Source organism: Synechococcus sp. M16CYN (assembly GCF_040371545.1).
GTDB lineage: Bacteria > Cyanobacteriota > Cyanobacteriia > PCC-6307 > Cyanobiaceae > Parasynechococcus.
This window is the reverse complement of record NZ_AP029048.1, coordinates 1,726,788-1,753,321: the sequence shown is the minus strand read 5'-3', so window position 1 is coordinate 1,753,321 and position 26,534 is coordinate 1,726,788. Positions and strand designations below refer to the sequence as shown.

Annotated in this window: 18 protein-coding genes, 1 tRNA gene and 1 pseudogene; 12 read left to right on the top strand and 8 right to left on the bottom strand. The window is 46.3% G+C overall.

Annotation, left to right across the window (positions count from 1 at the left end; translation table 11 throughout):
- Positions 1-332 precede the first annotated feature (332 nt).
- On the bottom strand, positions 333-2,414 hold the full coding sequence (locus ABWV55_RS08325; RefSeq protein ID WP_353291602.1) for an isoamylase: 2,082 nt from the start codon (positions 2,412-2,414) through the stop codon (positions 333-335).
- 59 nt (positions 2,415-2,473) lie between these two features.
- On the opposite strand from ABWV55_RS08325, the gene ABWV55_RS08320 reads away from it, so the two are divergent.
- The 4 genes from ABWV55_RS08320 (at position 2,474) to ABWV55_RS08305 (ending at position 5,140) form a co-directional block, all read left to right on the top strand.
- A complete protein-coding gene (locus ABWV55_RS08320; RefSeq protein WP_353291601.1) occupies positions 2,474-3,118 on the top strand; it encodes an MBL fold metallo-hydrolase in 645 nt (214 codons plus the stop codon).
- Between the two features lie 141 nt (positions 3,119-3,259).
- Complete coding sequence (locus ABWV55_RS08315; RefSeq protein WP_353291600.1) at positions 3,260-3,535, top strand: HU family DNA-binding protein; 276 nt, start codon at positions 3,260-3,262, stop codon at positions 3,533-3,535.
- A 435-nt stretch (positions 3,536-3,970) separates the two neighbouring features.
- Positions 3,971-4,093, top strand: a complete 123-nt coding sequence (locus ABWV55_RS08310; RefSeq protein ID WP_353291599.1) for a hypothetical protein — start codon at positions 3,971-3,973, stop codon at positions 4,091-4,093.
- Positions 4,094-4,861: 768 nt separating this feature from the next.
- Positions 4,862-5,140 carry a hypothetical protein gene (locus tag ABWV55_RS08305; protein WP_353291598.1) on the top strand — a complete coding sequence of 93 codons (279 nt, stop codon included), beginning with the start codon at positions 4,862-4,864 and terminating at the stop codon, positions 5,138-5,140.
- A gap of 3,091 nt (positions 5,141-8,231) precedes the next feature.
- Here ABWV55_RS08305 and ABWV55_RS08300 read toward each other — a convergent pair.
- Positions 8,232-8,304 (bottom strand) — tRNA-Thr (locus ABWV55_RS08300).
- Positions 8,305-8,351: 47 nt separating this feature from the next.
- On the opposite strand from ABWV55_RS08300, the gene ABWV55_RS08295 reads away from it, so the two are divergent.
- A complete protein-coding gene (locus ABWV55_RS08295) occupies positions 8,352-8,615 on the top strand; it encodes a DUF3493 domain-containing protein (RefSeq protein ID WP_353291597.1) in 264 nt (87 codons plus the stop codon).
- Between the two features lie 138 nt (positions 8,616-8,753).
- Here ABWV55_RS08295 and ABWV55_RS08290 read toward each other — a convergent pair.
- The 5 genes and pseudogenes from ABWV55_RS08290 to rimP form a co-directional block, all read right to left on the bottom strand.
- A pseudogene (locus tag ABWV55_RS08290) lies at positions 8,754-9,320 on the bottom strand (low-complexity tail membrane protein); the annotation flags it as partial.
- Positions 9,321-9,338: 18 nt separating this feature from the next.
- Positions 9,339-12,743: a translation initiation factor IF-2 gene (gene infB / locus ABWV55_RS08285; protein WP_353291596.1), complete on the bottom strand. Its 3,405-nt coding sequence runs from the start codon at positions 12,741-12,743 to the stop codon at positions 9,339-9,341.
- Positions 12,744-12,845: 102 nt separating this feature from the next.
- Complete coding sequence (locus ABWV55_RS08280) at positions 12,846-13,124, bottom strand: YlxR family protein (RefSeq protein WP_353291595.1); 279 nt, start codon at positions 13,122-13,124, stop codon at positions 12,846-12,848.
- Positions 13,121-14,578: a transcription termination factor NusA gene (gene nusA / locus ABWV55_RS08275; protein WP_353291594.1), complete on the bottom strand. Its 1,458-nt coding sequence runs from the start codon at positions 14,576-14,578 to the stop codon at positions 13,121-13,123. The genes ABWV55_RS08280 and nusA overlap by 4 nt, the downstream gene beginning before the upstream one ends.
- Before the next feature lie 44 nt (positions 14,579-14,622).
- A complete protein-coding gene (rimP, locus tag ABWV55_RS08270; protein WP_353291593.1) occupies positions 14,623-15,090 on the bottom strand; it encodes a ribosome maturation factor RimP in 468 nt (155 codons plus the stop codon).
- A gap of 1,494 nt (positions 15,091-16,584) precedes the next feature.
- Between rimP and ABWV55_RS08265 the strand changes: the two genes are divergently transcribed.
- Positions 16,585-17,655 carry a trypsin-like peptidase domain-containing protein gene (locus ABWV55_RS08265; protein ID WP_353292712.1) on the top strand — a complete coding sequence of 357 codons (1,071 nt, stop codon included), beginning with the start codon at positions 16,585-16,587 and terminating at the stop codon, positions 17,653-17,655.
- A 38-nt stretch (positions 17,656-17,693) separates the two neighbouring features.
- Positions 17,694-18,413 carry a ribose-5-phosphate isomerase RpiA gene (rpiA, locus tag ABWV55_RS08260; RefSeq protein WP_353292711.1) on the top strand — a complete coding sequence of 240 codons (720 nt, stop codon included), beginning with the start codon at positions 17,694-17,696 and terminating at the stop codon, positions 18,411-18,413.
- Here rpiA and hisD read toward each other — a convergent pair.
- Entirely contained in the window at positions 18,367-19,713 is a 1,347-nt protein-coding gene (gene hisD / locus ABWV55_RS08255) for a histidinol dehydrogenase (RefSeq protein ID WP_353291592.1), read from the bottom strand. The genes rpiA and hisD overlap by 47 nt on opposite strands.
- A 124-nt stretch (positions 19,714-19,837) precedes the next feature.
- Between hisD and rpsT the strand changes: the two genes are divergently transcribed.
- From rpsT to ABWV55_RS08230, 5 genes are all read left to right on the top strand, one after another.
- A complete protein-coding gene (gene rpsT, locus ABWV55_RS08250; RefSeq protein ID WP_353292710.1) occupies positions 19,838-20,134 on the top strand; it encodes a 30S ribosomal protein S20 in 297 nt (98 codons plus the stop codon).
- 47 nt (positions 20,135-20,181) lie between these two features.
- The gene (locus ABWV55_RS08245; RefSeq protein ID WP_353292709.1) at positions 20,182-20,970 is read left to right on the top strand and encodes a TatD family hydrolase; all 789 of its coding nucleotides are present in this window, start codon (positions 20,182-20,184) and stop codon (positions 20,968-20,970) included.
- A gap of 41 nt (positions 20,971-21,011) precedes the next feature.
- Positions 21,012-21,182, top strand: a complete 171-nt coding sequence (locus ABWV55_RS08240; RefSeq protein WP_353291591.1) for a hypothetical protein — start codon at positions 21,012-21,014, stop codon at positions 21,180-21,182.
- A gap of 80 nt (positions 21,183-21,262) precedes the next feature.
- Positions 21,263-24,556 (top strand): DNA-directed RNA polymerase subunit beta, encoded by a 3,294-nt coding sequence (rpoB, locus tag ABWV55_RS08235; protein WP_353292708.1) that lies wholly within the window; start codon positions 21,263-21,265, stop codon positions 24,554-24,556.
- A 46-nt stretch (positions 24,557-24,602) separates the two neighbouring features.
- A complete protein-coding gene (locus tag ABWV55_RS08230) occupies positions 24,603-26,507 on the top strand; it encodes a DNA-directed RNA polymerase subunit gamma (protein WP_353291590.1) in 1,905 nt (634 codons plus the stop codon).
- Positions 26,508-26,534: the final 27 nt, after the last annotated feature.

The window sequence follows — 26,534 nt, the reverse complement described above, 5'->3', positions numbered from 1 at the left end:
TATACTGGTAAACGATTGATCAACCTGAACACTAGCGTAACAGAAATAAATGTTGTCTTCAAGATTTTTATAGCTATTTATACTAGAGGCAATAAACAAATAACATCTTAGCCTGGCTTAAGCTAATGAGATATGATTAATGATTTAGTTGGTAATTAATGTTTTATTCTAAAAATTAGTGTTCATTAATTAACTCCATTATCAAAAGTTGTTGTTGATTTATTAAGTAAGTAATAGTCTTTGAGTCTAATGTGATAGAGGAAAAATTTCTGATATTATTTAAAATAAACTAAAGGTTTCTTTTAAGAATTTGCTCTCAAACATTTATTTAGTTACAAGCGCAAGTTTGAAACTTCATCTTGAGCTACGAGTAATACGAAGCTCCGGTTCTCCAAAAGAATACTAAAACCCTGAAAAGGTACCGGTTGTTTTGGAAAATCCATTGGGGCTGGAAGTGATGTATCAATTAAGCGTTTCCATGGTGAAGTCGGCACAGGAAGCTCAAAATTCAACGCTTCTTTATGGGCATTAAAGCCCATCCAAAGCAAGGCCGCTCCACGGTTTCCCATATGTAAGCTGGTTGCTGCAGATCGAGACCATGCTGCCCAATCGGGTTTTGATAATTCCACTCCATGCCACTGACGATACAAATCTATATGGTTTTGAGGACATTCTTTTGTGGTTTCATGAGCAGTAGTGAGCGGATTAAATAGCTGAGGCAAAGCTCGACGCAGCTTCAGTAAACGAGTGAGAAAGAGTTTTAATTCTAGGTCACATTGGTCTTCATTCCAGATCATCCGCGCCAGCGGGCTGTCTTGACACCAGGCGTTGTTATTTCCTCCTTGACTACGGCCCACTTCGTCGCCCATCAATAACATTGGTACTCCACGTGCAAGGAGTAGAGTGCTCAGTAGATTGCGTTGCTGCCTTCGTCGGAGCGCTAACACCTTGGGTTGCGTGGTTGGTCCTTCGATCCCGTGATTCCAGCTATTATTGTTGTTTTCACCATCGCGGTTGTTTTCCCCATTTGCCAGGTTGTGCTTACGATCATAGCTAACAAGATCTGCCAGAGTGAAACCGTCGTGGGCTGTGATTAGATTTATTGAACGGCCTACAGCGACAGGATTGCCGTTGTAGAGATCTGGACTGCTCTCTAATCGTTGGCCTAATGCCCATGTAATGTGCTCGTCGCCTTTCCAAAAACGTCGCAAATCGTCTCGGAAGTGGCCGTTCCAAGTGCTAATTCGTCTTGCGGGAAAATCATTCAATCGATACAGGCCACCGCAGTCCCAAGGCTCGCTCACTAATTTAAGGTCGCTCAGTTCAGGATCGGCTTCCATAGCCCCAAAAAGGGGGGGATATTCAAGTGGCTCTAGTTGTTGGCCACGACTGAGTTCAATACCAAGGTCGAAGCGGAAGCCATCAACCCCTAATTCAATAGCCCAACAACGCATCGATTCTAGAATGAGTTGTGTGCTAAGCGGTTGGTTCGCTGCAATTGAATTACCGCATCCACTTACGTCGAGGTAGTCACCATTACTGTTTTGGTGATAGTAAATGGTGTCAGCGCAACCACGCCAGCTAATAGTTGGACCATGGGAGTTGCCCTCTGTAGTGTGATTGTATACAACATCTAACAGCACTTCGATACCTGCGTCATGACAAGCAGCGACGAGCTGACGTATCTCATTCCGCCCTTGCAATGGGTCATTTTCTAAACAGTAACCGTGATGAGGTGTGAACCAATTCACCGGGCTGTAGCCCCAAACATTTTTCCTTCCTGGAGGTGCATCAGTAGGATCAAAACTGAAAATAGGTAGAAGCTCAATTGCTGTAATCCCAAGCTCTTTGAGATAAGGAAGCTTCTTAATGACTCCGCCATAGGTACCCCGCGCATTGTCAGTAAGGCCTGAATCGATCCCCTTGGTGAAAGCACCGACATGAAGTTCGTAAATTACTGACCGTTGCCAGCTGTGACGAGGTCTGGGATGGGATTCAAAATCAAATCTCTTTCGTTCGCTTACCACAGCCTTTAGACAGGCGTGGGCATTGGGTGAGGATCCTGTGGCCAAGGCCCGGTCGTAGACCTCCCACCCTGTGATAGCCCGTGCCGCAGGATCGAGAAGCACCTTGGACGGACAAAATCCATGGGAGCCAGGTGCTAGTGGACCAAACACTCGGTAGCCATAACAACAACCCTCCCTAAGGCCTTCTATCTCGACGTTCCAGTAATCTCCTGACCAATGGCGATGACTACCCAGTTCAATAACGCGTTCTGGGGATCGATCATTGCCATTTGTGTAGATCAGCAGTTCAATGCGATTGGCAGCAGGAGCTGCCAAGGAAAAATTGACTCCTCGCGCTGTGGCACTGCTGCCCAACGGCCAGGGCTTGCCGGGGTGAATGCCGCTCAAGGCCTGGTTAATGATGTGGTTTCCAGGTTAATAGTTTGTTTTGTCTTTGAGTGCTATCGATGACAACCGCTGTAGTAAATGGTCAGCTGCCGCAGCAGGTGCGTGACGATCTTTGGTTATTTCCTCCGAACCGAGACTGCCAGGGCGGTAGTTCTTGGTGGTTAGACATTGCACCTGAGCCGGTCTTAATTGACTGCCCACCGTTAACAGAAGCTACAATCACCTCTTTGAAATCCGTGGCTGGGACCCGCCAGCCACGGATTCTACTGACGAGCCGTGAAGGGCACGGCCGTTTGCAACGTTTGCAGCAACAATTGGATTGGCCAGTTTTAGTGCAGGAACAGGAAGCTTATTTGCTGCCAAACGTCACTCGCCTCGACCGTTTTCAAGAGGAACACACCACCGTTAGCGGATTGCGGTTACTTTGGACCCCTGGCCCTACCCCAGGCAGTACCGTCGTGTTTGCGCCCGCACCCATTGAACTTTTGTTCTGCGGGCGTTTGCTGACCCCATTAAGTCCGGGATGTCTCGGACCATTGCGAAATCGCCGTACATTTCACTGGCCTCGACAGTTGGCTAGTCTGGTTAAATTGCGGTCTTGGATTCCTAAACAATCCAGTCCTCAACTAGCTTCTGGAGCCGGCTTAGGAAGGTTGAAAGGAGGGCATCTAGTGCCCTACTCCGGCTGGAGTGATTCGCCTTGAAGTAGCTAAAGCGTTGTGCCACAAGACATTTCGCTTGCAGCGACCGGTTGTCCTCCATACGATTAAACCACTTGGGGAGGGCAGCGGCGCGACCATAACGCCGTATTAGAGCCGTCTCCGCCTCCTATACTTTCCTCTCAAATGAACAAAGCCGATTTGGTCAATCTGGTTGCTGCTCGCACTGAGCTCACCAAAACCGATGTGTCCATGGTTGTGGATGCCGCCATCGACACAATCATTTACTCGGTTGTCGAAGGTAAAAAGGTTTCCATTCTTGGTTTCGGCTCTTTTGAGCCTCGTGAGCGTTCGGCTCGCCAAGGTTTAAACCCCAAAACTGGCGAGAAAATTGCGATCCCTGCAAAGCGCGTGCCTGCCTTTACCGCCGGCAAGATGTTTAAGGATCGTGTTCAAGGTTGACCCTTAAGACTACCTATTTAGCTGGGCTGGGCGGTCTTTTCGGCCGCCCTCTAGTAATGAGACTGGTTTGTCTCTTTTGCATCTCGACCAAAAGATCACCACCCGTGTATTCAACGTGCCTACCATGAGCTACATGGTCTGTCGCCGGTTAGGACTCGCACCCTAGCTAGTGTTCCTATCTTTGCTGTTCGCAGGAATAGAGCTATCGATGGGAAGTGGCTATTGACGATCTCGATTCTCCACAAGACTGTCTGTGAGTGGTTGCATGCACCCGGCCATTAACGTATTGACTTGAGCTCCACTGGGCTTAACTGTCAGCCTTTCACAGCAAAATGTGGTTTGGAATAACGTGCACGACATCTACCCTGAATCGGCCGATTGTGAGTACCTGTAGCAACACCAATGGCAGTAGCAATGCAGTGTTGCCCTGTGTAAATGACTCTTTTGCGCGCTTACCATCTCTGTCGGCTACCGATGGCGATCAATGAGCTCTGTTTCCGACCCATCAAAATGGCACGAAAAAGCGAACCCACTAGCTTCGTGAGACCCTGCCGGTGAAATTTTGCTCTTTTTGTGATCCTGGACTAAACCGTCCCTCTTTTTGCCTGGTCATATGATTGGCCTATTCCTCTGTGATAGCAGCAGTTGCAAATTTCCCAAGTGAGAAAGCAGTCAAGGCACTAGGTAGGGTGCTTGGACGCTATCCAAGTTGATAGTGAGAATTTCGTTTTAAACGTGGCCAACTAACTGGTAGCCAACCCTGCTTTAGATCCTTGTTACTGTGCAAGTCTCGACTAACTAGAGCTGGTCATGGATGGGACTAGACGGTAACGATTTGCTGTCGGTTAGGTCACTAGAAGAAAATATTGACACTACAATCTTTAGTCTAGCCCAAGTTATCTTTTAGAGTTATTCATATCAGCATACGCGATCTGTAACGGTGGTGGCAGCCTTCAAACAGGATCTGGTCGATACTTGAAGGGTCTGCCTCCGGTCTGGTTTAGCTAAAGACGCTTCCAACAACCACCGCCGTACTCACGGCTACACGACCATTAGCTTATCAAAGCTGTGAGTACGTAAAACTTGATTTACCTAACAAAGTTTAGGTACTGGGCTTTCAGCCCAGGGGCGCTTTTTCTTTGTTGCGCAACACAAACAGCGTAGCCGTGCCCACGATTACAAGCAGTGGCACAGCTGTGAACAGTAACAGGGCAATGGCAGACCAATCTGTATACACGGCAAAGCAATGTCTTAGAGCTCGACTATCATGTCAATAAATCACCGCTGTAGCCTCTGATTATCGGTACCGTCACAGTTTTCACAATTTTGACCCTATGTTCACAAAGCAATCGTAACCCGGAGTTTGATGACTTTTACACCAGGGCTCTTGGTTGTTTACAGACCGGTCAGCAAATGCTTTGTCAGAGAGCCCTGGGCGAAGCTGAAATATTGCAAAAACGTGCTTACAAGCGAAATGCTTTCTCTTGTCAGACTCTTCTCCTTGGGGTTCAGGCCGATCTGATTCTCCAGCAGCTGGGAAGTGGTCGGGGCACTCAAGCCATTGCAGACCTTAAGGCAGTAAGTCGTGATTGTAGTAATTTCTAAGAAGGCTGCGGTGAGGGCCTGTTAAAAGTCAATCTAAGATAGTTGACCACCCACGTTTTTTATTCTCAAGATAATTAATACCGATCGCCCCTACTTGAGTTTATTGGAGTGATTGTCTCGCTGTTTGCATCGCGATCAATAACATCACTATTGTCAGCTTCCCGAGTGGTACTTTTGATATGTGAGTTCAACTACGCATTACGCTTAGATAATGCTTAGCCTATATATTATAGATAAGCTACATAATCTAGTAAATAAAAGCAACAAATTAAATACGAAATACTAAATAAAATTATTGGTAGACTTCTAAATTAATTCTAATAGAAGATAGTATAAATAAGAGAATATGCTTATAGTATTAATAGCCATTAATGTAAAAAAATGGTATTTAAAGGATGTAGAATGATCAATAGCTTTTTCTCAGTCATATCTGCGTTTTAATAATAAGCTATATTTTAATTTTATATAACACTACTAAAATATTAACTGTTGCATCTCTGATTATTATCATTCGATATGATTCATTTTGTGCACAGATTAGTTTTTGATAAGTAGTTCTTGTTGTCTGAATAATTGCAAAGTTACTCACTTTACATTAAGTAATTTATTCTAAAATAACTGTCTTACTTAAGAGTTGAATATTTATATTTTCTTTGCTCACTATATTTTTAGTTAGCTTCTAAAAAACAGGCATAATTACAAAATTAGTCTTTAATAAAAGTGGATATTTAAATTACTAGTTATTGATAAGCATTTCAAAAATATTTATCTTTTATTACTAAAATTTGTAAATTGTCTTCACGTACAGCATATTTTAAGTAAAAAATTAAATAGTATATATTAAGCTTATCGTTAATTTTAATTCAATAAAGGTATATCTAATATAAAACAGATTATTTCTCTAGTTAAAATTTTTGTGATTAAAACTTGTAAACTCTTATTTTAATCATAGTTTGTTCTAAAAACAATCAAGCTTTACTTATGCTAATTAAATTGCCAATTTTATTATAAAAAATTACTTTTAACTCATAAGTTGAATCATTTAAATGATTAAAAAGTTAATTAAAATAGTTAATTTATTTTTAAGATTATAAAGGTTAAAATAAAACTATTGTTAATAATTACACTAAAATTTTTAGTTGATCATTAATTTTGTTTTAATAGGTATATGAAAAATTATATTAATAATTATTGTTTAGAATAATACTTCAGTAATCATTAAAACTTAGTTTCTAAGATATTAATACTTAGTTAAGATATTATTTTAGGTCGTGTGGGTGTTTATGGTAAGTTCTATTAATGGTAGAAGTATTTAAGAAAATTTTAAAAAGCTATTGATAGTACTTATAATCAAAATATCTAGTATCTTTTAAAGGTTAAAAATAGCTAATTGTTGAGAACATTTAAGGACTTTTAAAAGATTTATTTTACGATTAGAAAATATTAAAGATTCTGATATTGCTTTTTCAGTAAATAAGTATAGTTTTTAACCTTTTAAACTAAACATTAATTGTAATCCTACATTACACAGATTTATTTATTATTAGCATTTATAATAATTTCTATTAGCAATGGCTATACTTTATTACAAATTAACCTAATATAGTTAATAACTAATTTTTATAGAAATTTTGTACTTGCTAGTAGTCAAGCTAGTTAAGTTTTAGCTAATAATAACTACAATTAATATATTTAATTTATTTTATAATTTTTTATTAATCTTTTTAATTAAAAATGTCTTAATTCTCTATTTAAGATAGTAGTAAGGTGATGCTACTCATTTTGATTTATATATAATAAATAATTTTATAACTTTATGCCTTAATAAGTATAATAATTATACTGCTATTCTGTGTTATTCTCCTAACTTGACATAGCTAACATAATATTAGTTCAAACCCTATAATTACAAGAGTCACTATTGTCTCTAATGACATGATTGTTTTATCTCTTTAGAGTTTATAGTTGTCTTGAATTGCAGTAGTAGTTAAGGTTAAAGCTATTATTTTAAGTACAAGATGTTTTAATTAGTCCTTGTAGTAGTATTGACAATCTTATACTTTAGCTCATTTTCAAAGCTAATCTACCAAGGCTATTTTCTACAGTTATAGTAAATAACTATGATTGTTTAAAACGTGATATAGTCTGTCTTATAATTAAGATATATGATGTCAAGATCTATTTAATCAATAACTACAAATGGTTTTAATCTCTCTGGTAAATAAGATAGATGTAATCTACTCAGCTAATTAACTATAGGTAGATTTATTTAGATGAATGATATTTATCTCTTTAGAATAGCAGGAAGACTTTTGATACTGCTGACCTGCTTATATTTCTGTAATAATTTAATAAAGTTTTCACTCAATTGTTTGATACTTTATATGTGTAATTTTATTATTACTAGGCATCACTAAGCTCGAGATTAAAAAGTTTTTTATGCATATAAAACATCTTGTGCAATTTCTAATTTAAATTATTAATTACTTTTTCATTTATACAATTCCTCTATCTTACGTAAGATAATTACAGAACTTCTAATTGAGATTATGTATATCAATTTTTAATGAGTAACAAAGAACAATTTTAAAGATTTATAGATATTATTTTCACGTGATGAATTTATAAAGGCTGAATTATTTTTGTTTTCAGTATTCTAAAATTAACCAATCTTTATAGTCTAGTGTGTTATTTAATATTAATTTTAATTATTTAGTGATTTCATTTAATATAATTTTGATGCAATTTTTTGTAAATTAAGATTCTATATGATTAATTAAATTCTTAAATTTTAGAGTAAATTAATTTACTATACTGCCTGCTTTATAGGGGTAAAGATAGTAAAGATATAAATAATACTACAATACTACCTAGAAAAGCAGGATAAAAAATAATTTTTAGTTAAAGATGAGTAGCATTTAAACGAAATAAAGGTAGCAAAATTATTGTTTTAATGCTAATTAGTTCTTAAGCTTTTGCAACTATCTTAATCTTTATTTTCTTATCTAAGAACTAGAATCTTATAATTTTTAAATTGTTTAAACCATGATCTATAGTCTTGGTTGTAGTTAAGTTATTGACAGAAAACAAAAGCCGATGACCTGACTTGAACAGGCGACCCACGCTTTACGAAAGCGTTGCTCTACCAGCTGAGCTACATCGGCGATAAAATTAATTTACCATTTTAGCATTATCTTTTAATCCTTTTTACATGTCCATTAAACAAAAAGATAAGCCTGGTTTAAATCCAGCCTTGAGAGATAGGTTGATCAAAGAGTCACTTGCTCCCTGGCGCGGCCTTAGGCGTCTCATATGGTTTGCTTTGCTTACTTCTGCTGGTCTCGGCATGTTCATCATGCTCTTTCGTGCTTCTGCTGGTAACAATGTTGATTTCGGTGATTTTGGTATCCAGATTAGTGCCTTCATCCTGTTTTTCACTCTTCTCTGTTTCGATCGGACCCGCACTGGTGACTGATGGTTCTCGAGTTGGAATGAGGCTTGCGGACGCTTTGTTTATTTTATTGTCTTTGCTTTTTTGAGAAGTGACTGCTACTGTCGGCGTACGTTTGTCAGGGGTTTGGTATGCTTCTGGCCATTCCAGTGGATTAAGTCGAAGCACTTGTAGTCCGAGGCTAGTGCGTTGTTTTTTCAGATCAACGTTACTAAACGTACGAGGTTTTGCGTAATCAAATTGCTCACTTGCGATGAGCCACCCTAGCGCCTGCGTAAGTTGTTGTAAGTGCCATACTATTAAGGCCAGGAGCGGGACGCTAAGCAATAAAGTCACCAAGCGTGACTGTCCAAAAACGGGTGAGAATTCGCTTGCTAAGACTGCAGAATCGTCAAGCCACCAGAGTAAGGGCAACAATCCGATCACAGCTAGGCATAAGGGAATCCGGCTGATAATGCCTCCCTGCTGTGTGCTGAGAGCTTGTTGATTTTTATCGCGGTTTACATAAGGAATACGCACCAAGAGTAGAGACCCCCAGTCTGCTGGACGTTCCCATAAAACAATGCTTGGGGCAAGTACGCCAACGCCCCAAACAAGCAAACGCTCAATTAATGGTACCGAGCCAGGGTCGGCACCCGCTAAAATCAACCAAATTAGCAATAACTCTAGTGGGATAGTGCCAATGGCGAGACATTGAAGCCAAAGCAGAGGCTCGAGACGAGACTTCACGATATGAAGAAGTAAAGATCAGGTGGTGAGTTTGCGGCGTTGGGTAACCATTTTGAAGGCTTCGATGCGATCACCTTCTTCCCAGTTAGCAAATCGATCTGCACCCACGCCACACTCGAAACCTGTAGCTACCTCTTTAACGTCGTCTTTGTTGCGACGTAGAGAATCCAAATCACCGCTGTAGACTACCTGCTTGCCACGGCGCACACGGACCTTGCAGTTGCGGTGCAGTTTTCCGGTTGTGACATAACAGCCAGCGACAGCACTTTTGCCAATAGCGAATACGGCGCGGACTTGGGCTTCTCCGAGAGCTTCTTCGACCAGTTCCGGCTCGAGCAAGCCCTCCATCGCTAACTGGATGTCCTCTAACAGTTTGTAAATTACGTCGTAATCACGTACATCAACACCCGTTGCATCCGATGCTTTTTTAGCACCAGGAGCCATTGAGGTGTTGAAGCCAATAATCACTGCCCCAGATGCTGCCGCTAGGTCAACATCTGTTTCAGTGATTTCCCCCGGTGCTGATAATAGGACGCGTACTTGAACCTCATCTTTTGGTAGTTGCTCGAGCGAGCCAAGGATGGCCTCTACGGAGCCTTGAACATCAGCTTTAAGAATAAGATTGAGCTCTTTTAGTTCTCCTTCGTTTGCTTGACCAGACATCGTTGTAAGCGATACTCGACGCGAAGCCATTTGTTGAGCAAGGCGAGTGGCGCGTGCATCTGAGGCACGATCGCCTACAACAGCCCGTGCTGCTTTCTCATCGGGGTAGACCTCGAATTCATCGCCTGCCGTAGGCACCTCGCTAAACCCGAGAGCCTCCACAGCAAAGGATGGCCCGGCTTCTTTTAGTCGTTGGCGATTGTCGTCCACCATTGCCCGCACTTTGCCCAAAACCGGTCCTGCAGCGAGAACATCACCTGTTTTGAGAGTGCCGTTTTGGATTAACAAGGTTGCTACGGGGCCTTTTGCTTTATCCAAGTGAGCTTCTATCACGGTTCCACGAGCGAGGCGATCCGGATTAGCCTGAAGGTCTTCTACCTCTGTGACCAGGAGAAGCATCTCCAACAACTTGTCGATGTTGTCTCTTTTGATGGCACTCACGGGCACCATTACCACATCACCACCCCATTCCTCAGCCAGAAGGTCCTGCTCAGACAGTTCTTGTTTGACTCGGTCGGCTGATGCGCCTTCTTTGTCAATTTTGTTGATTGCTACCACAATTGGTACTTCGGCGGCTCGGGCGTGGCTAATCGCCTCCAAGGTTTGAGGACGCACGCCGTCATCAGCGGCCACAACCAAGACAGCCACGTCGGTGACTTTTGTACCCCTGGCGCGCATTGCCGTAAATGCTTCATGGCCCGGTGTATCCAAGAACGTGAGCTTGCGTGGCTCATCCTTATGCTGTATTTCAACCTGGTATGCGCCGATGTGTTGGGTAATTCCGCCGGCTTCACCAGCAGCAACCCGGGCTTGTCGTATGGCATCGAGAAGACTGGTCTTGCCATGGTCGACGTGACCCATCACGGTGACCACAGGAGGACGGCGAATGAGATGATTGAGATCCTTTTCCTCGATCATGTCAACGGTCTTCTTGGCAGCTTCTTCGACATCGTCTTGAATTACAGGGACACCGAATTCTTCAGCCACCGCCTCAATGGTCGGCATATCCAAAGTTTGTGTGACCGTTGCGATGATTCCTTTAAAAAATAGAGATTTGATGATTTCAGAACTCTCGACACTGAGCATGTCCGCGAGTTCTTGCACTGTGAGGTTGTCCTCTGGCACAACAATCATCTCCGGCCGAACCTGTTTGGCCTCGCGCGCGGCCCGCAGTTCCATAGCTCGTCGGCGTTGGCGTTGACGGGCTGTTTCTTTACGACGTTTGCGAACAGCTGCTACCGGCTTTGGTGCTGTCCGTTGTTGGGATTTCGGCTTGGTCGGGCGAGCGAGACTGGCTGAGAGCACCATTGCCTGCTGTTCACCAGCGAAACCACCGGTTTGGGCGGCAAGGGCATCATCATTCTCACCAATTATGTGGACTTTCTGCCTTTGCTTTTGGGGCGAGCGGCTGCGCAGTGCTTCGAGCTTGGCGCTGTCATCCCAATCAGGTCGGCCTGGGCGTCGTTGGCCACCGGGACCACCTGGACGGAATCCCGGGCGACGTGGTGCAGATGGAGCCGTTGGTCGTGCAACTGGAGGTGTAGCGACTCCGGCCTCAGCGGGTCGTGGGGCGTCAGGTCGACGTGGCGCTGGGGCGACTGGACGGCTAACTGGTTTCTGGAGCTGCATGAGCTCACCAGGTGCCATCGGTTTGCGCATGCCACCAGGTATGCCCTGCCTGAGTGACGCCCCTGCCCCTGGCCGGGTTGGAGCGCCGGGACGTCCGCTGGCCGTGCTGCCGTCGCGTCGGATTGGCTTACCGACAAGTTCCAACGTGTTCCCACGCGCAACGGTGGAAACACCGGGCTTGCCTGGACGAGTTGGTGATCCAGGCCGTGTGGGCCCGTTCTGACGTTGTGGCGGTACTCCGGTAGTACCTAGGCGCTGAGGAGAGCCGATACCTGCAGGACGGCGAGGGACTGGTTTGCTGCTAAGTTCGGGCCGCGGCGTGGGGCGCTTCGGTGTGCTTGATTTAGTCGGTGAAACAGCACGAGAAGGTATGCCAGGTCGTGGCAGTGACCCTGCTCGAGGTACAACTTGCGGTTTTTGTCCCTGAACTGCTATAGGACGGCTCGGGGCAGTGGAAGGACGAGGGGTTGGTCTGGATGGAATAGGCCGAGGCTTGGTTATCGTGTTTGGAGCAGTCGTTGGGCTTTTTGGACGCGGCGTGGGGGCTGTTACTTTGTCTACCACCGGTTTTGCCGGTATAGGCTTGACAGCTCTCATTGGCTTGGCCGCTATCGCAGGATTAACTGCAAGAGTCGGTTTATCAACGAGTACTGGAGCGATGGATGGAGTTTTACTGGTTGATTGAGGTTTTGGAGTGCCCTGAGGTTTGGACGGTTCAGGCCGACCTATGGAAGCAATAGGCCCTGGAGTGCGCCTTGCATCAGTTGACTGAGCGAGAGCAGGTTTGCTTGGGTTGGTAGGACGAGACGGTGGTGCGACGGCTCTAACCGTTGGCTGGACTGGTTTACTTGGCGCTGGCTGTGCCAGTTGTTGCGGTTTCGAGGCCACAGGTGGCGCCGACAGTTCTATTGAGTTTGGCGTTGCTTTTTTGACCGATAAAATTGATTTACTGGATGCTGGCTTAACTGGTGCAGTCGTCAGTTTGCTGGTTAATGACCCCTTGCTGAGAAAATTTCGGATCCGTCTGGCTTCGGAGTCACTGATTGAGCTGCTGTGGCTTTTTGCTGCGATCGAAAGCTTCTCGGCAGCATCCAACACGTCCTTGTTTTCAAGGCCGAGGTCCTTGGACAACTCGTAGATTCTGACTTTGCCGCTGCTGGTCATTCAGTTGGGGTCTCCGATCGATCCGGGCATGGTGTACCGCGGTGCCCTCACGCAAAGTGTGGACAGTGTTTAGTTTGCCTCAGCGGATTCATCAGTGGTTGCACTGAGCCGCTCATCCAGCGCCGTAAAGATTGCATCAGGCACCTGACATCTCAGGGCTTTTTGCAAACGCTTTCGGCGCCGTGCCTCTTCTAGGCACTCTTCCTCTGGACAGAGATAGGCCGAGCGACCCATCCCTGAATCTAGTAGGACCCCATCCTCGTGGTCGAGAATCACTCGCCAAAGCTGGCAGCGATCCAGAAGCTGGCGGCATGCCACGCAGCGACGAAGGATGGGCTTTGTATTCACAGGGCTCCCTCGCTCACATTTGTTTTGAGCTTGTCGACTAGCTCTGTAAATTCCTCGTTTGAGCTATCGGAAACCTGGTTACTCATGGCTACTGGTTCCTTGCTGGACTCTGAAGTCAAACGCTCTGCGGAAGCACCTGTCCCTTCCGTGTAACCCTCATTGTCCTCAGGCAGTGGATAGAGCTCGCGCAAACGCGCGTCCTCCTCAGCACGAGCAGCTTGCTCAACAGCCAAGCGTTCCTCCGCTTCCCGTTGCAGAGCCTCCTCCTCTTCTCTCTGTGAAATTAACTCAGTCACGCTAGCATCCTCGGCCACTTGGTCATATTCCGCTGAATTCTTGATATCAATTTTCCAGCCCGTCAGTCGTGACGCCAAGCGAACGTTTTGTCCTTCACGGCCGATTGCTAGGCTGAGTTGGTCCGCTGGGACTAAAACGTGGGCATGTTGGCCTGCAGGATCTACAAGGCGCACCACTTCAACCCGAGCAGGGCTAAGGGAGTTAGCGATGTATTGCCCCGGGTCCTGGGACCAGCGAATGACATCAATCTTCTCTCCGAGGAGTTCGTTGACGACTTGTTGGATCCTGGAACCTCGTGCACCAATGCATGCACCTACGGGATCAACTTCCCGTTCAATGCTGTCTACAGCAACTTTGGTACGGGGACCAACAGACCGTGAAGGAGGATTCGCTTCGCGGGCCACAGCGACTATGCGAACTGATCCTTCCTGGATCTCTGGAACTTCGTTCTCAAATAGATAAACCACCAAGCCTGCGTTAGATCGGCTGACGAACAGCTGAGGCCCACGGCGTGGTACCTCGCTAACTTCTTTGAGGAAAACTTTGAAGGTAGCGTTAGCTCGGTAGTTGTCGTTTGGCAGTTGGTCACGACGAGGCAATTCTGCTTCTACTTCAGGCCGTCCCAGTCCTGAACTAACCGCCATTATGATGGACTGGCGCTCGAATCGGATCACCCGTGCAGTGAGGACGGGGTCCTCTAGATCAGCGAATTCTTCTTGGATCATCCTACGTTGCTGATCCCGTAGCTTCTGGGCTAAAACTTGCTTTGTAGTAGCCGCAGCCATACGGCCGAAGTCTTCCTTTTCAGGAGTAACATCCAGAACAACAGTGTCGCCAGATTGGGCATCATCCGCGACTTGCATCACCTCGGCAAGAGCGATTTGGTGATCTTCGCTTTCAACTTCGTCAACAATGATCTTGCTGGCGAGGACTCGATAACCCTCTTCTTCTAGATCAAGGCCAACATCAAAATTGCTAAAGTAGTCCTCATCAAAGGGATCTTCACCGACCCCGATATACAGGGTCCGCCTATAGCGTTCGTATCCCTTTAAAAGAGCTTCTCGAAGTGCTGTTTCGACAACTTGTGGGGGAAGCTTCTTTTCATCACTAATGTCGTCGATCAGATTGCTGAGACCGGGAAGCAGTACGAGAGCCATCGGGCTGGTTGATTAGTATAGAGCGGGGGGAGCTGCTTGCTCGATTACTGACCAGGTGTGGTTAGGCGTACCTCGGTCACCCTGTCGCAAGGAATGCTTTTAATTTTTCCGTGGATGTTGATTCGCAGCATGCTGTCACTACGCTCAAGCAAAAGGCCATCGAGACACTGCTGAACATCATTCTTGCCGCGATAAGTGACCCTCACAGGGAAACCGCGAAAAGTCTGAAAATCGCGATCATAAGCTAGTTGCTTCCCGATTCCGGGACTACTGATTTCGAGAACATAGGCCTCGGTCAGCCCAGAGGATTCCTCGAGGGTTTGTCCGAGCACATTGCTGAAGTTGGCGCAATCGTCAAGGCTGACGTCAGTGCCGTCAGTATGGCGAATCCGAACTTGCAAGGTGATTGGGCTCATATGCGTGAGTAATTGAACTCCACAGAGCTCAAAACCGTGAAGGCTTGCGACCTTATGGGTCAGCTGCTCAAGTTTTGGCAATAGGGGATGGGTCAAAGAAAACTGATGTCAGGCCCTGCCCAACATGCATTTCAGTTGTGACTGCTCTCCCAAAAGGGAGATACCTGTCGGACACCCGCTCACTGTAGTCGACTCTCCCTGCTCTGTCAGAAACCGAACAAATAAAGCTCGATGCCCAATACTATAGTTTTTAAGAAGTTATGATGTCGGCGATTTCAGTTTTCTGAATTTCACAATCTTAATTGGTATAATTATTCGTTTTCCTCAATATTTTAAGTTACTAGCAGCCCATAATCTAGGCTTTGTTAGGTGTTTTGTCAAGTCTATAGCTGTAAGGAAAACCATAGTTCAGCATTCCTTAGCAGGCTTCAATCTTGATACAATAGTGCAAACAATATTAGATTTTATGATTAACATATGTTCAGATCTGAAAAACATGAACAGTGATTTTAAAAGTTCCAGTATTTTTAAATATAAAAATTGATTTATTCGATTCAACTCAAAATTTTAATTAAGCAATGGCTAATCACACTGAATCATTAGCTTAATTTTAATTTATCAATAAATTAGATTATTGGGCACCAAATTACTTAACAATTAATCTCAAAGAAATAGCCCTAATTATAAAAATAATCAGATAAAAAGTCGACGAAAATTTTTATATAGCAACAGTAAATATTCGGTCTTGCTTGAGGCAAGTTTACTAGATCTTAGATACCCATTAGTCTTATTATCGCAGTAGCAGACGTCGAACTTATTGCAAAAGTTGCGATAAGTTTTTGTTTATCGTTTCATATTTTAAAAAGTGTTATATTCTTAGGTTCGCGTTTATTTTTTAAGGTTAAAGTTTGTTAGATTTACGAGATTAAATGCTTTGTAATGGAAAGAAATCTAAGATTCAATGTGAGTGAATTGCTTGATTATCAACGCTCATAAGTTAAAAAATTTGAGTTCATTTTAGATTATGTATTGATTATTATAGATGAGCTTAATTATCTGTCGGAACTTGCGTGAGGCTGTAAGACGAATATTTTGTTCAACAAAACTCTAAAATATTCAAAGCAAATCTTTAATACTTGGCTTTTATTATTAAATCTCGTATATAAGAAATTAGTGCAGATCATTTCTTGTTTTTTGATCTAAATACTACATAGCTAATTTCTTATTTTGATAAGATAATACATATATCTTAGTCACATAATGGCATTAATGTGGTTACAGGAATATAATAAAGCATGATTATTATGCAGTGAAAAGCGTAGATTCCCTTTACCAACATCATGTAAGCACCACAGCTATCGTGGAAATCCTCATGGAATCTATTTAGTCTGTATATATAGATTTAGCTCTAAATCATTAGCCTCAGATTGATCTGGATATTGAATAGATTATTTTCAGTGGATGATCATACTAAATCATCAGCAATATGAGAAGCTTGCCATACGGTCCCCATTGTGCGTCTAATTCGGATAGAAGAGACAGGACTGCTCTAAAGCGTTGCTGAAGATCGTTTTGCGCCTGGTCTTGTGTTTGGTGTTAGCACTGGATACAACCCTGTCCTCTGTCTCCCGTGTGGGAGCACTGGAGCATAGCTTCGTAGCCGATTCCGCGCGCCGAGTCGCCCCCGCTGTGGTCCGAATCGATACAGAACGAACCGTAGAACGGCAGGCTTTTGATCCGGGCTTGATTGATCCGTTGCTTCGCGATCTGTTGGGTGATCCTCAAGCGGGTCCAGAACGTGAACGCGGCCAGGGATCGGGTGTAGTGATTAATGCTGAAGGGTTAATTTTAACCAATGCTCACGTCGTGGATCGGGTGGAATCGGTTAGTGTCACTGTCGCTGATGGCGAGCAGCTCGATGGTCATGTAGTTGGGTTCGACTCTGTCACTGATCTCGCGTTGGTTCAACTTGAAGGACGAAAACTGCCACCGAAGGCTCCCCTTGGCGATTCTGAAGCGATAGAGGTGGGGGATTGGGCTATTGCATTGGGCACACCCTTTGGTCTTGAACGCACCGTAACGCTCGGGATTGTCAGCAGCCTGCACCGTAATATCAATAGCCTCGGTTTTTCAGACAAACGGCTGGATTTGATCCAAACAGATGCAGCAATTAATCCCGGTAACTCGGGAGGTCCCTTGGTGAACGCGGAAGGTGAGGTGATTGGCATTAACACCCTTGTGCGTTCCGGTCCAGGAGCTGGTTTGGGCTTCGCGATCCCAATCAACTTGGCTCAAAAGGTTGCTGACCAGTTACAACAACAGGGTGAGGTCATTCATCCTTACATTGGCTTACAGCTGGTTGGCCTCACCCCGCGGATAGCACGCGATCACAATAGGGATCCCAATGCACTTGTGCAACTGCCAGAGCGAACCGGCGCATTAGTTCAAAGTGTTTTGCCGCAGGGCCCTGCCGAACAAGCGGGCTTGCGCCGAGGTGATTTGGTAATTGCTGTGGAGACAAACACTGTGACTGATCCTCAGACTTTGTTAGAGGTGGTAGATGCTGCTCGAATTGAAGAACCTCTCCCATTGACGGTGTTGCGTAATGGCCGCGAACTCACCCTTTCGGTGAAGCCAGCCCCTTTACCAGGCATAGGCTGAAACCCTTGCTACCGTCGCGCCCATAGGTGCACGTCATGATGCCGGATCTACAAACTCAAATGAAGCAGGCGGTTGCCGATGCCGCAGTTGAACAGATCGAAGATGACATGGTCCTAGGTCTTGGATCTGGCTCTACGGCGGCATTGATGATCCGAGGACTCGGAATTAAGCTTGCTTCAGGAGAATTAAACAACATTGTTGGCGTTACAACATCGTTTCAAGGCGAAGTGTTGGCAACTGAGTTAAATATTCCTCTCTTAAGTCTGAATGCTGTTGACCGAATTGATCTCGCTATTGATGGAGCTGATGAAGTCGATCCCAACTTTCAGTTGATTAAAGGTGGTGGTGCTTGTCACGTTCAAGAGAAGCTTGTAGCGGCCAAAGCCAATCGTTTTGTAGTGGTGGTGGATTCTACTAAACTTGTGAAACTTCTCAATCTGGACTTCTCTTTGCCAGTCGAAGTTCTACCTGGCGCCTGGCGCCAAGTTAAGCAAACTCTGACTAACATCGGGGGCCATGCGCAACTCCGTATGGCTCAACACAAGGCCGGTCCGGTTGTGACCGATCAGGGTAATCTCATACTGGACGTGAAGCTAGATGGTGGAATCAGTGATCCTTTGAATTTAGAGCGAGTGATCAATAACGTACCGGGTGTTCTAGAAAACGGTTTATTTGTGAATCTGGTCGACGAAGTGTTGGTGGGCGAGATTGTCAACGGGGTTGCCGGTGTTCGTAGCTTAGAGAAGCACTCTCACTGAGCCGTAGCCGAACCGATTCCGCATGGCTGTGAAGCCCCTCACTTTCGGCCAGTTTCTGAACAGCCAGTCCGGTGGCCTCGAGAGCTGCTCGATTGAAAGCGATTAGGGAGGTATGCCGCATAAATGTTTCTACACTCAAGGCTCCACTAAATCGCGCAGTGCCACAGGTTGGTAGAGTGTGATTAGGGCCAGCTAAGTAGTCACCAACAGCTTCCGGAGACCATGGTCCGAGAAAAATAGCCCCTGCGTGCTGAATCTGTTTTGCCAATACCTCAGGTTGCTCCACGAGAAGCTCAAGATGCTCTGGAGCGAAGCCGTCGCTCAACTGAGCACAAGTTTCAAGGTTTTTACAAACCACTATCAACCCCCAGTTGCTAAGTGAAGCCCGACAGATTTCGCGGCGAGGGTGCGTTACGAGTTGCTGTTCGATCTCCTGAGTGATTTTATCGGCCAAAGCCTGGTTGGTTGTGATCAAAACCGCAGCAGCCAAAGGATCGTGTTCAGCTTGGGCTAAAAGATCCGCCGCTACTTGATCAGGTTTGGCACTCTCATCAGCAATTATTAAGATCTCGCTCGGACCAGCAAGAGAATCGATGCCGACTTGCCCGTAAACAGCCTGTTTAGCAAGGGTAACGTAAATGTTCCCTGGCCCACTGATCACATCTACTTTGGGAACACTATCGCTTCCATAAGCCATGGCAGCGATGGCTTGTGCCCCGCCAAGACGAAACACGGTGTGTACTCCCACGAGATGAGAAGCGGCTAGTACCACAGGGTTAACTTGACCACTTTGATCTGCTGGAGAACAAATCACCACCTCATTGACCCCAGCGACCCTAGCCGGAATAGCGTTCATGAGCACTGTGCTGGGGTAAGCAGCACGACCCCCCGGTATGTAGAGACCCGCGCGATCAACCGGTCGCCAGCGGCGTCCCAGGCACTCTCCATAAGGACCGTTAACCGTGATATCTGCTGGACGTTGGCATTGATGAAAGTCGGTAATGCGCCGATGAGCCTGCTCCAAAGCATCACGGAGATTCTTCGATAGTGCGCGCCATGCACGTTCCAATTGATCTTCCGGAACGACTATAGGTTCTGGGCGAAAGCCATCAAACTGTTCTGTAAATTGAATAATCGCGGCATCTCCACGGTTACGAACATCAAAAAGAATGGCGTCAACCTGATCCCGAACCTTCCACTGCTGAGCATTATCCATACGTCCGATTAGACGTTTAAGCTCTTTTCTGGCCAATTCCGGATCTCGCACGATGCGGAGTGAAAAAACCGCCGGATTCTCCATCAGGCAAGGAGCTGCTTAGGGTTTTAGTATTAACGAACTAGGATCGGAAGCTCGTGAGACGTCTGGTCGTGTTTCTTTGTGTCAAGGAGTACGATTCCAGACTGTTCGCAGTGTTTTCGCGTTAGTGGCCAATAACAAATCAGCAAAAAAACGGATAGGGATTGTGGAGCGCAATCGCTTGCGCAATCGCATCTACAAGTCCTCTTTACGCACGCTAATGAAACGTTGCTTCACTGCTTGCGATGCTTACAGCATGACCCCTGGTGACGAAGCCAAAGCCTTGGTTCAGGTCTCCTTGCGTGAAGCATTTAGCAAAATTGATAAGGCTGTGAAAGTCGGTGTTTTGCACCGAAACAACGGTGCTAACCAAAAATCTCGTCTAAGCTGTGCTGTGCGTAAGGCTATCGAACCCACCAGTTGATCGACTCTAACCGGCAGAATGGTTCGAGAGCGTGTTTTGTTCTTACCGTGTCGTCTGTTTCGGCGCTGATCGATAGTCACTGCCACATTGTTTTCCAAGCATTTGAGGAGGATTTAAATGATGTAGCCTCGCGCTGGCGAGATGCCGGAGTGAAAGCCCTTCTTCATTCCTGTGTGAAACCATCTGAGATTCCTGCGATCCGCTCACTTGCCGATCAGTTTCCAGAGATGCGTTATTCCGTTGGAGTTCACCCTCTCGGTACAGAACACTGGGGCTTAGATACGCTTGAGGTTTTGCGTCGGGCCGTACTAGACGATGACCGGGTTGTGGCGATTGGAGAGCTTGGGCTGGATTTGTTCCGAGACAAAAATTTGGAAGACCAGTTGGCAGTGCTGCGTCCACAGCTAGATCTAGCCTTCGAACTCGATCTCCCGGTAATTATCCATTGTCGGGATGCTGCTGAGCCGATGTTGAATGAACTTAATGCCCGCAAATCTGAGGGCCGATGCCCAACCGGGGTTGTACACTGTTGGGGAGGAATACCCGAGGAAATGGAAGGCTTCCTAAGCCTGGGCCTCTACATTAGCTTTAGCGGCACCGTCACATTCCCTAAAGCGTTGGCGACTCACGCCTGTGCTCAAAGGGTACCTGAAAATCGCTTCCTAGTGGAGACAGACTGCCCTTTTTTGGCTCCGGTGCCTAGGCGTGGCAAACGCAACGAGCCAGCGTTTGTGGCTTCGGTGGCGGCTCGGATTGCCGACTTGCGCAGCGTTGATGTAAACCAAGTCGCTGCTGTTACGACAGCCAATGCTCGCCGTCTTTTCAAGCTGCCTTGATTTCCTAACTAGTCCAAGGCAAAGGTTAGGCGTTATGTAAGATGCCACATTGGACTGGCCATAGATCCGGTGCTCCCGTATCTGTGGAACCCAAAGCATCCGTTCCCGTCCGGTGCATTTGTCATCGTCAGCTGATCTGCCCAGCAATTTCTGAGCTCAACAGTGGTGTTGTTGGATCTCTTAATTGGGAGCTAGTTCTACCACCGTCTTAGTGCTCTAATCGCTTTGCTTGATCTGCACTTCGGTATCTTGTCCAGATCCTCGTTCCTTCATCCTTCCTGTCGGTCCCCGCATGAGCAGCAGCGCGATTCAGGTTGCCAAGACCGCCACATACCTCCCAGACCTGGTGGAAGTTCAGCGGGCCGGCTTCAAATGGTTTTTAGATAAGGGCCTGATTGAAGAGCTTGAGAGCTTCTCCCCGATTACCGACTACACCAGCAAGTTAGAACTGCATTTCGTTGGTAGTGAGTACCGACTCAAGCGCCCTCGCCATGACGTGGAGGAAGCTAAGCGCCGAGATGCAACATTCGCATCACAGATGTACGTGACATGTCGCTTGGTTAATAAGGAAACCGGTGAGATCAAAGAGCAAGAGGTCTTCATTGGCGAATTGCCATTAATGACTGAGCGTGGAACATTCATCATTAATGGCGCTGAACGCGTAATCGTTAACCAGATCGTGCGTAGTCCAGGAGTTTATTTCAAAGATGAAATGGACAAGAATGGCCGTCGTACTTACAACGCCAGCGTCATTCCCAATCGTGGCGCTTGGTTAAAGTTTGAAACAGATAAGAATGACCTACTGCATGTTCGTGTCGACAAGACACGCAAAATCAACGCTCATGTGCTCATGCGTGCCATGGGTCTTTCTGACAATGATGTATTGGATAAGCTTCGCCACCCGGAATTTTATAAACACTCGATCGATGCCGCAAATGATGAAGGCATCAACTCGGAGGATCAGGCTCTTCTTGAGCTCTACAAAAAACTTCGTCCTGGTGAACCGCCTTCGGTGAGCGGAGGTCAACAGTTGCTGCAGACTCGTTTCTTTGATGCCAAGCGCTACGACCTAGGTCGGGTTGGTCGTTACAAGATCAACAAAAAGCTGCGCCTCACTATTCCCGACGCAGTGCGTACCCTTACCCATGAAGATGTTCTCTCCACACTCGACTATCTGATTAATCTGGAACTGGATGTCGGTGGCGTAAGCCTTGATGATATTGACCACCTTGGTAATCGTCGTGTCCGCTCTGTTGGTGAATTGCTACAGAATCAGGTACGTGTGGGACTTAACCGTCTCGAGAGAATTATTAAAGAGCGGATGACAGTTGGAGAGACTGACTCGCTCACTCCAGCCCAGCTGGTGAACCCTAAGCCTTTGGTAGCAGCAATTAAAGAGTTTTTTGGCTCTAGCCAGCTGAGCCAATTCATGGATCAAACAAATCCCCTCGCCGAGCTCACCCATAAGCGCCGTATTTCTGCTCTTGGCCCTGGCGGTTTGACGCGCGAACGGGCAGGGTTCGCTGTCCGGGATATTCATCCCTCCCACTACGGCCGGCTCTGTCCGATTGAGACGCCGGAAGGACCTAATGCTGGCTTGATAAATTCTCTAGCGACCCATGCTCGCGTCAACGAGTATGGGTTCATTGAAACTCCTTTCTGGAGAGTCGAGAATGGTTTCGTCATCAAGGCTGGTGATCCCATCTACCTCTCTGCTGATCAAGAGGATGAGGTGCGTGTTGCTCCTGGTGACGTCGCCACCGAAGACAATGGACAGATAAAGGCCGATCTGATTCCTGTTCGCTACCGCCAGGATTTTGAAAAGGTCCCGCCTGAGCAGGTGGATTATGTGGCCCTATCACCGGTGCAGGTTATTTCGGTTGCCACGTCATTAATTCCCTTCCTTGAGCACGATGACGCCAACCGCGCTCTGATGGGATCCAATATGCAAAGGCAAGCCGTTCCACTTCTACGGCCTGAGAGAGCTCTCGTGGGAACTGGTCTTGAAACTCAGGTAGCGAGAGATTCCGGAATGGTTCCAATTTCTCGAGTTAATGGCACTGTTGCTTTTGTGGATGCCAATGCCATTGTTGTTCTCGATGAAAATGGTGAAGAGCATACCCATTTCTTGCAGAAGTACCAGCGATCCAACCAGGACACGTGCCTTAACCAGCGCCCAATCGTCCGTCGAGGTGATGCTGTTATCGTTGGACAGGTTTTAGCTGACGGCTCGGCCTGTGAAGGTGGCGAGATTGCCCTAGGACAGAATGTCCTAATCGCCTATATGCCCTGGGAGGGTTATAATTATGAAGATGCTTTATTGGTAAGTGAGCGCCTTGTTATAGACGACCTCTACACTTCGGTTCATATTGAGAAGTATGAAATTGAGGCTCGTCAAACCAAGCTTGGTCCTGAAGAAATTACCGGCGAGATTCCAAATGTAGCCGAAGAAAGTCTTGGTAATCTCGACGAAATGGGGATTATTCGTGTCGGTGCTTTTGTCGAGAGCGGTGATATTTTAGTGGGTAAGGTTACTCCTAAGGGTGAATCAGATCAGCCTCCAGAGGAAAAGTTGCTGCGCGCAATTTTTGGTGAGAAAGCACGTGATGTTCGCGATAACTCGCTTCGCGTTCCTGGAACTGAACGTGGTCGCGTTGTTGATGTTCGTATTTACACTCGTGAACAGGGCGATGAGTTACCGCCTGGTGCAAACATGGTCGTTCGTGTTTACGTAGCACAGCGCCGCAAAATTCAGGTTGGCGATAAAATGGCCGGACGCCATGGCAATAAGGGGATCATCAGTCGCATTCTTCCTCGTGAGGATATGCCCTATCTTCCTGACGGCACCCCGGTTGACATTGTGCTCAATCCTTTGGGTGTGCCAAGTCGAATGAATGTCGGACAGGTGTTTGAGTTATTGATGGGTTGGGCTGCTTCTAATCTTGACTGCCGCGTTAAGGTAGTACCATTCGATGAGATGCATGGCGCTGAAAAGTCTCAACAAACTGTAGAAACATTTCTCAAAGAAGCAGCAAAACTTCCCGGCATGGATTGGGTCTACAACCCAGAGAATCCTGGAAAGCTCGTGCTACGAGATGGTCGGACGGGTCTTCCTTTCGATCAACCGGTTGCCGTTGGTTATTCTCACTTCTTGAAACTGGTGCACCTGGTTGACGACAAGATCCATGCTCGGTCTACGGGTCCTTACTCCTTAGTGACTCAGCAGCCTTTAGGTGGCAAGGCGCAACAGGGTGGTCAGCGCTTAGGAGAAATGGAGGTTTGGGCTCTTGAAGCTTATGGCGCCGCCTACACTCTTCAAGAATTACTGACGGTCAAGTCCGATGACATGCAGGGCCGTAACGAGGCTCTAAATGCGATCGTGAAGGGCAAGCCTATTCCCCGTCCTGGAACACCCGAGTCTTTTAAAGTACTTATGCGCGAGCTTCAATCCCTCGGCTTGGATATCGCAGTTTACACCGATGAGGGCAAGGAGGTGGATTTGATGCAGGATGTGAATCCACGCCGCAGCACGCCAAACCGTCCGACCTATGAATCCCTCGGAGTCGCAGATTATGACGAAGACTAACGGATCTAACGAACGAACCGACAACGCGCTTTTCCCTTAATCGTCAATGACCAACAGCAACCTTCGCACTGAGAATCACTTCGACTACGTCAAGATTACACTTGCCTCTCCCGAAAGAATCATGGAATGGGGCCAGCGCACCTTGCCTAACGGTCAGGTTGTGGGTGAAGTTACTAAACCTGAGACCATCAACTACCGCACACTCAAACCTGAGATGGACGGGTTGTTTTGCGAAAAGATTTTTGGTCCTTCCAAGGATTGGGAGTGCCACTGTGGCAAGTACAAGAGAGTTCGCTATCGTGGTATCGTTTGTGAGCGCTGCGGGGTCGATGTTACTGAAAGTAGGGTCCGGCGTCATCGCATGGGCTTTATTAAGCTCGCTGCTCCTGTCTCCCACGTCTGGTATCTCAAGGGTATTCCGAGCTATGTGGCTATCCTTCTAGATATGCCGCTTCGCGATGTTGAGCAAATTGTTTACTTCAACTGCTACGTTGTACTTGATATTGGTGATCATAAAGGGCTAAAATACAAGCAGCTGCTTACAGAAGATGAGTGGTTGGAAATCGAGGACGAGATTTATGCAGAAGAGTCTGAAATTCACAACGAGCCTACAGTTGGTATCGGTGCTGAAGCGCTAAAGCGGTTACTAGAGGATCTCAACCTCGATGAAGTGGCCGAGCAGTTACGAGAGGAGATTAATGGTAGTAGAGGACAGAAGCGCGCCAAACTGATCAAACGGCTTCGCGTGATCGATAATTTTGTTGCTACCGGTGCCCATCCTGATTGGATGGTGCTCTCCGTAATTCCAGTAATTCCACCGGATTTACGTCCGATGGTTCAACTAGATGGCGGTCGCTTTGCCACCTCCGACCTCAACGATTTATACCGCCGAGTGATCAACCGAAATAACCGCTTGGCGCGATTACAGGAGATATTAGCTCCTGAAATCATTGTTCGTAATGAAAAGCGAATGCTTCAGGAGGCCGTCGATGCTCTTATCGACAATGGTCGCCGCGGTCGGACAGTAGTTGGTGCAAATAGTCGACCATTGAAATCATTGAGTGATATCATCGAGGGTAAGCAGGGGCGTTTTCGGCAAAACCTTCTTGGTAAACGAGTTGATTATTCAGGTCGCTCTGTAATTGTAGTTGGTCCCAAATTGAAGATGCATCAATGTGGTTTGCCGAAGGAGATGGCAATTGAGTTATTCCAGCCGTTTGTAATTCACCGTTTGATTCGTCAAAACATTGTTAATAACATTAAAGCAGCAAAAAAGCTGATTCAACGCGCTGACGATGAAGTGATGCAGGTTCTGCAAGAAGTGATTGAAGGTCATCCGATTATGTTGAATCGTGCTCCGACTTTGCACCGTCTCGGTATTCAAGCCTTCGAACCAAAATTGGTAGATGGTCGTGCAATCCAGCTTCATCCCCTGGTCTGTCCAGCTTTTAATGCCGATTTCGATGGTGATCAAATGGCTGTTCACGTACCACTCGCCATTGAGGCTCAGACTGAGGCACGCATGTTGATGTTGGCTAGCAACAATATTCTGTCTCCAGCGACAGGCGAACCAATTATCACTCCGTCTCAGGACATGGTGCTTGGCTCCTATTATCTTACGGCTTTACAGCCTGGTGCCAACCAGCCGGACTTTGGTGATCGCAGTGCAACCTTTGCAGGCCTTGAGGATGTGATTCACGCGTTTGAGGATACCCGTGTTGGCCTTCACGATTGGGTTTGGGTTCGCTTTAATGGCGAAGTTGAAGATGAGGAAGAACTCCAGGAACCGCTTAAAGTCGAGGCTTTAAGCGATGGAACGCGGGTTGAGCAGTGGAGCTATCGTCGCGACCGATTTGATGATGACGAAGCTTTAATTAGCCGTTACATCCTCACCACTGTCGGCCGTGTAGTTATGAACCACACCATCATGGATGCGGTGGCCGCCGCTTGAATTCTTGTCCTCACCGTTAATCTAATC

What these genes read in the sequence shown, in the direction of transcription:
- ABWV55_RS08320 (WP_353291601.1), top strand. Translation starts at nt 2,474, where the DNA reads ATGACAACCGCTGTAGTAAATGGTCAGCTGCCGCAGCAGGTGCGTGAC.
- ABWV55_RS08315 (WP_353291600.1), top strand. Translation starts at nt 3,260, where the DNA reads ATGAACAAAGCCGATTTGGTCAATCTGGTTGCTGCTCGCACTGAGCTC.
- ABWV55_RS08310 (WP_353291599.1), top strand. Translation starts at nt 3,971, where the DNA reads ATGACTCTTTTGCGCGCTTACCATCTCTGTCGGCTACCGATGGCGATC.
- ABWV55_RS08295 (WP_353291597.1), top strand. Translation starts at nt 8,352, where the DNA reads ATGTCCATTAAACAAAAAGATAAGCCTGGTTTAAATCCAGCCTTGAGA.
- nusA (WP_353291594.1), bottom strand. Translation starts at nt 14,578, where the DNA reads ATGGCTCTCGTACTGCTTCCCGGTCTCAGCAATCTGATCGACGACATT.
- rpiA (WP_353292711.1), top strand. Translation starts at nt 17,694, where the DNA reads ATGCCGGATCTACAAACTCAAATGAAGCAGGCGGTTGCCGATGCCGCA.
- hisD (WP_353291592.1), bottom strand. Translation starts at nt 19,713, where the DNA reads ATGGAGAATCCGGCGGTTTTTTCACTCCGCATCGTGCGAGATCCGGAA.
- ABWV55_RS08240 (WP_353291591.1), top strand. Translation starts at nt 21,012, where the DNA reads ATGCCACATTGGACTGGCCATAGATCCGGTGCTCCCGTATCTGTGGAA.
- rpoB (WP_353292708.1), top strand. Translation starts at nt 21,263, where the DNA reads ATGAGCAGCAGCGCGATTCAGGTTGCCAAGACCGCCACATACCTCCCA.
- ABWV55_RS08230 (WP_353291590.1), top strand. Translation starts at nt 24,603, where the DNA reads ATGACCAACAGCAACCTTCGCACTGAGAATCACTTCGACTACGTCAAG.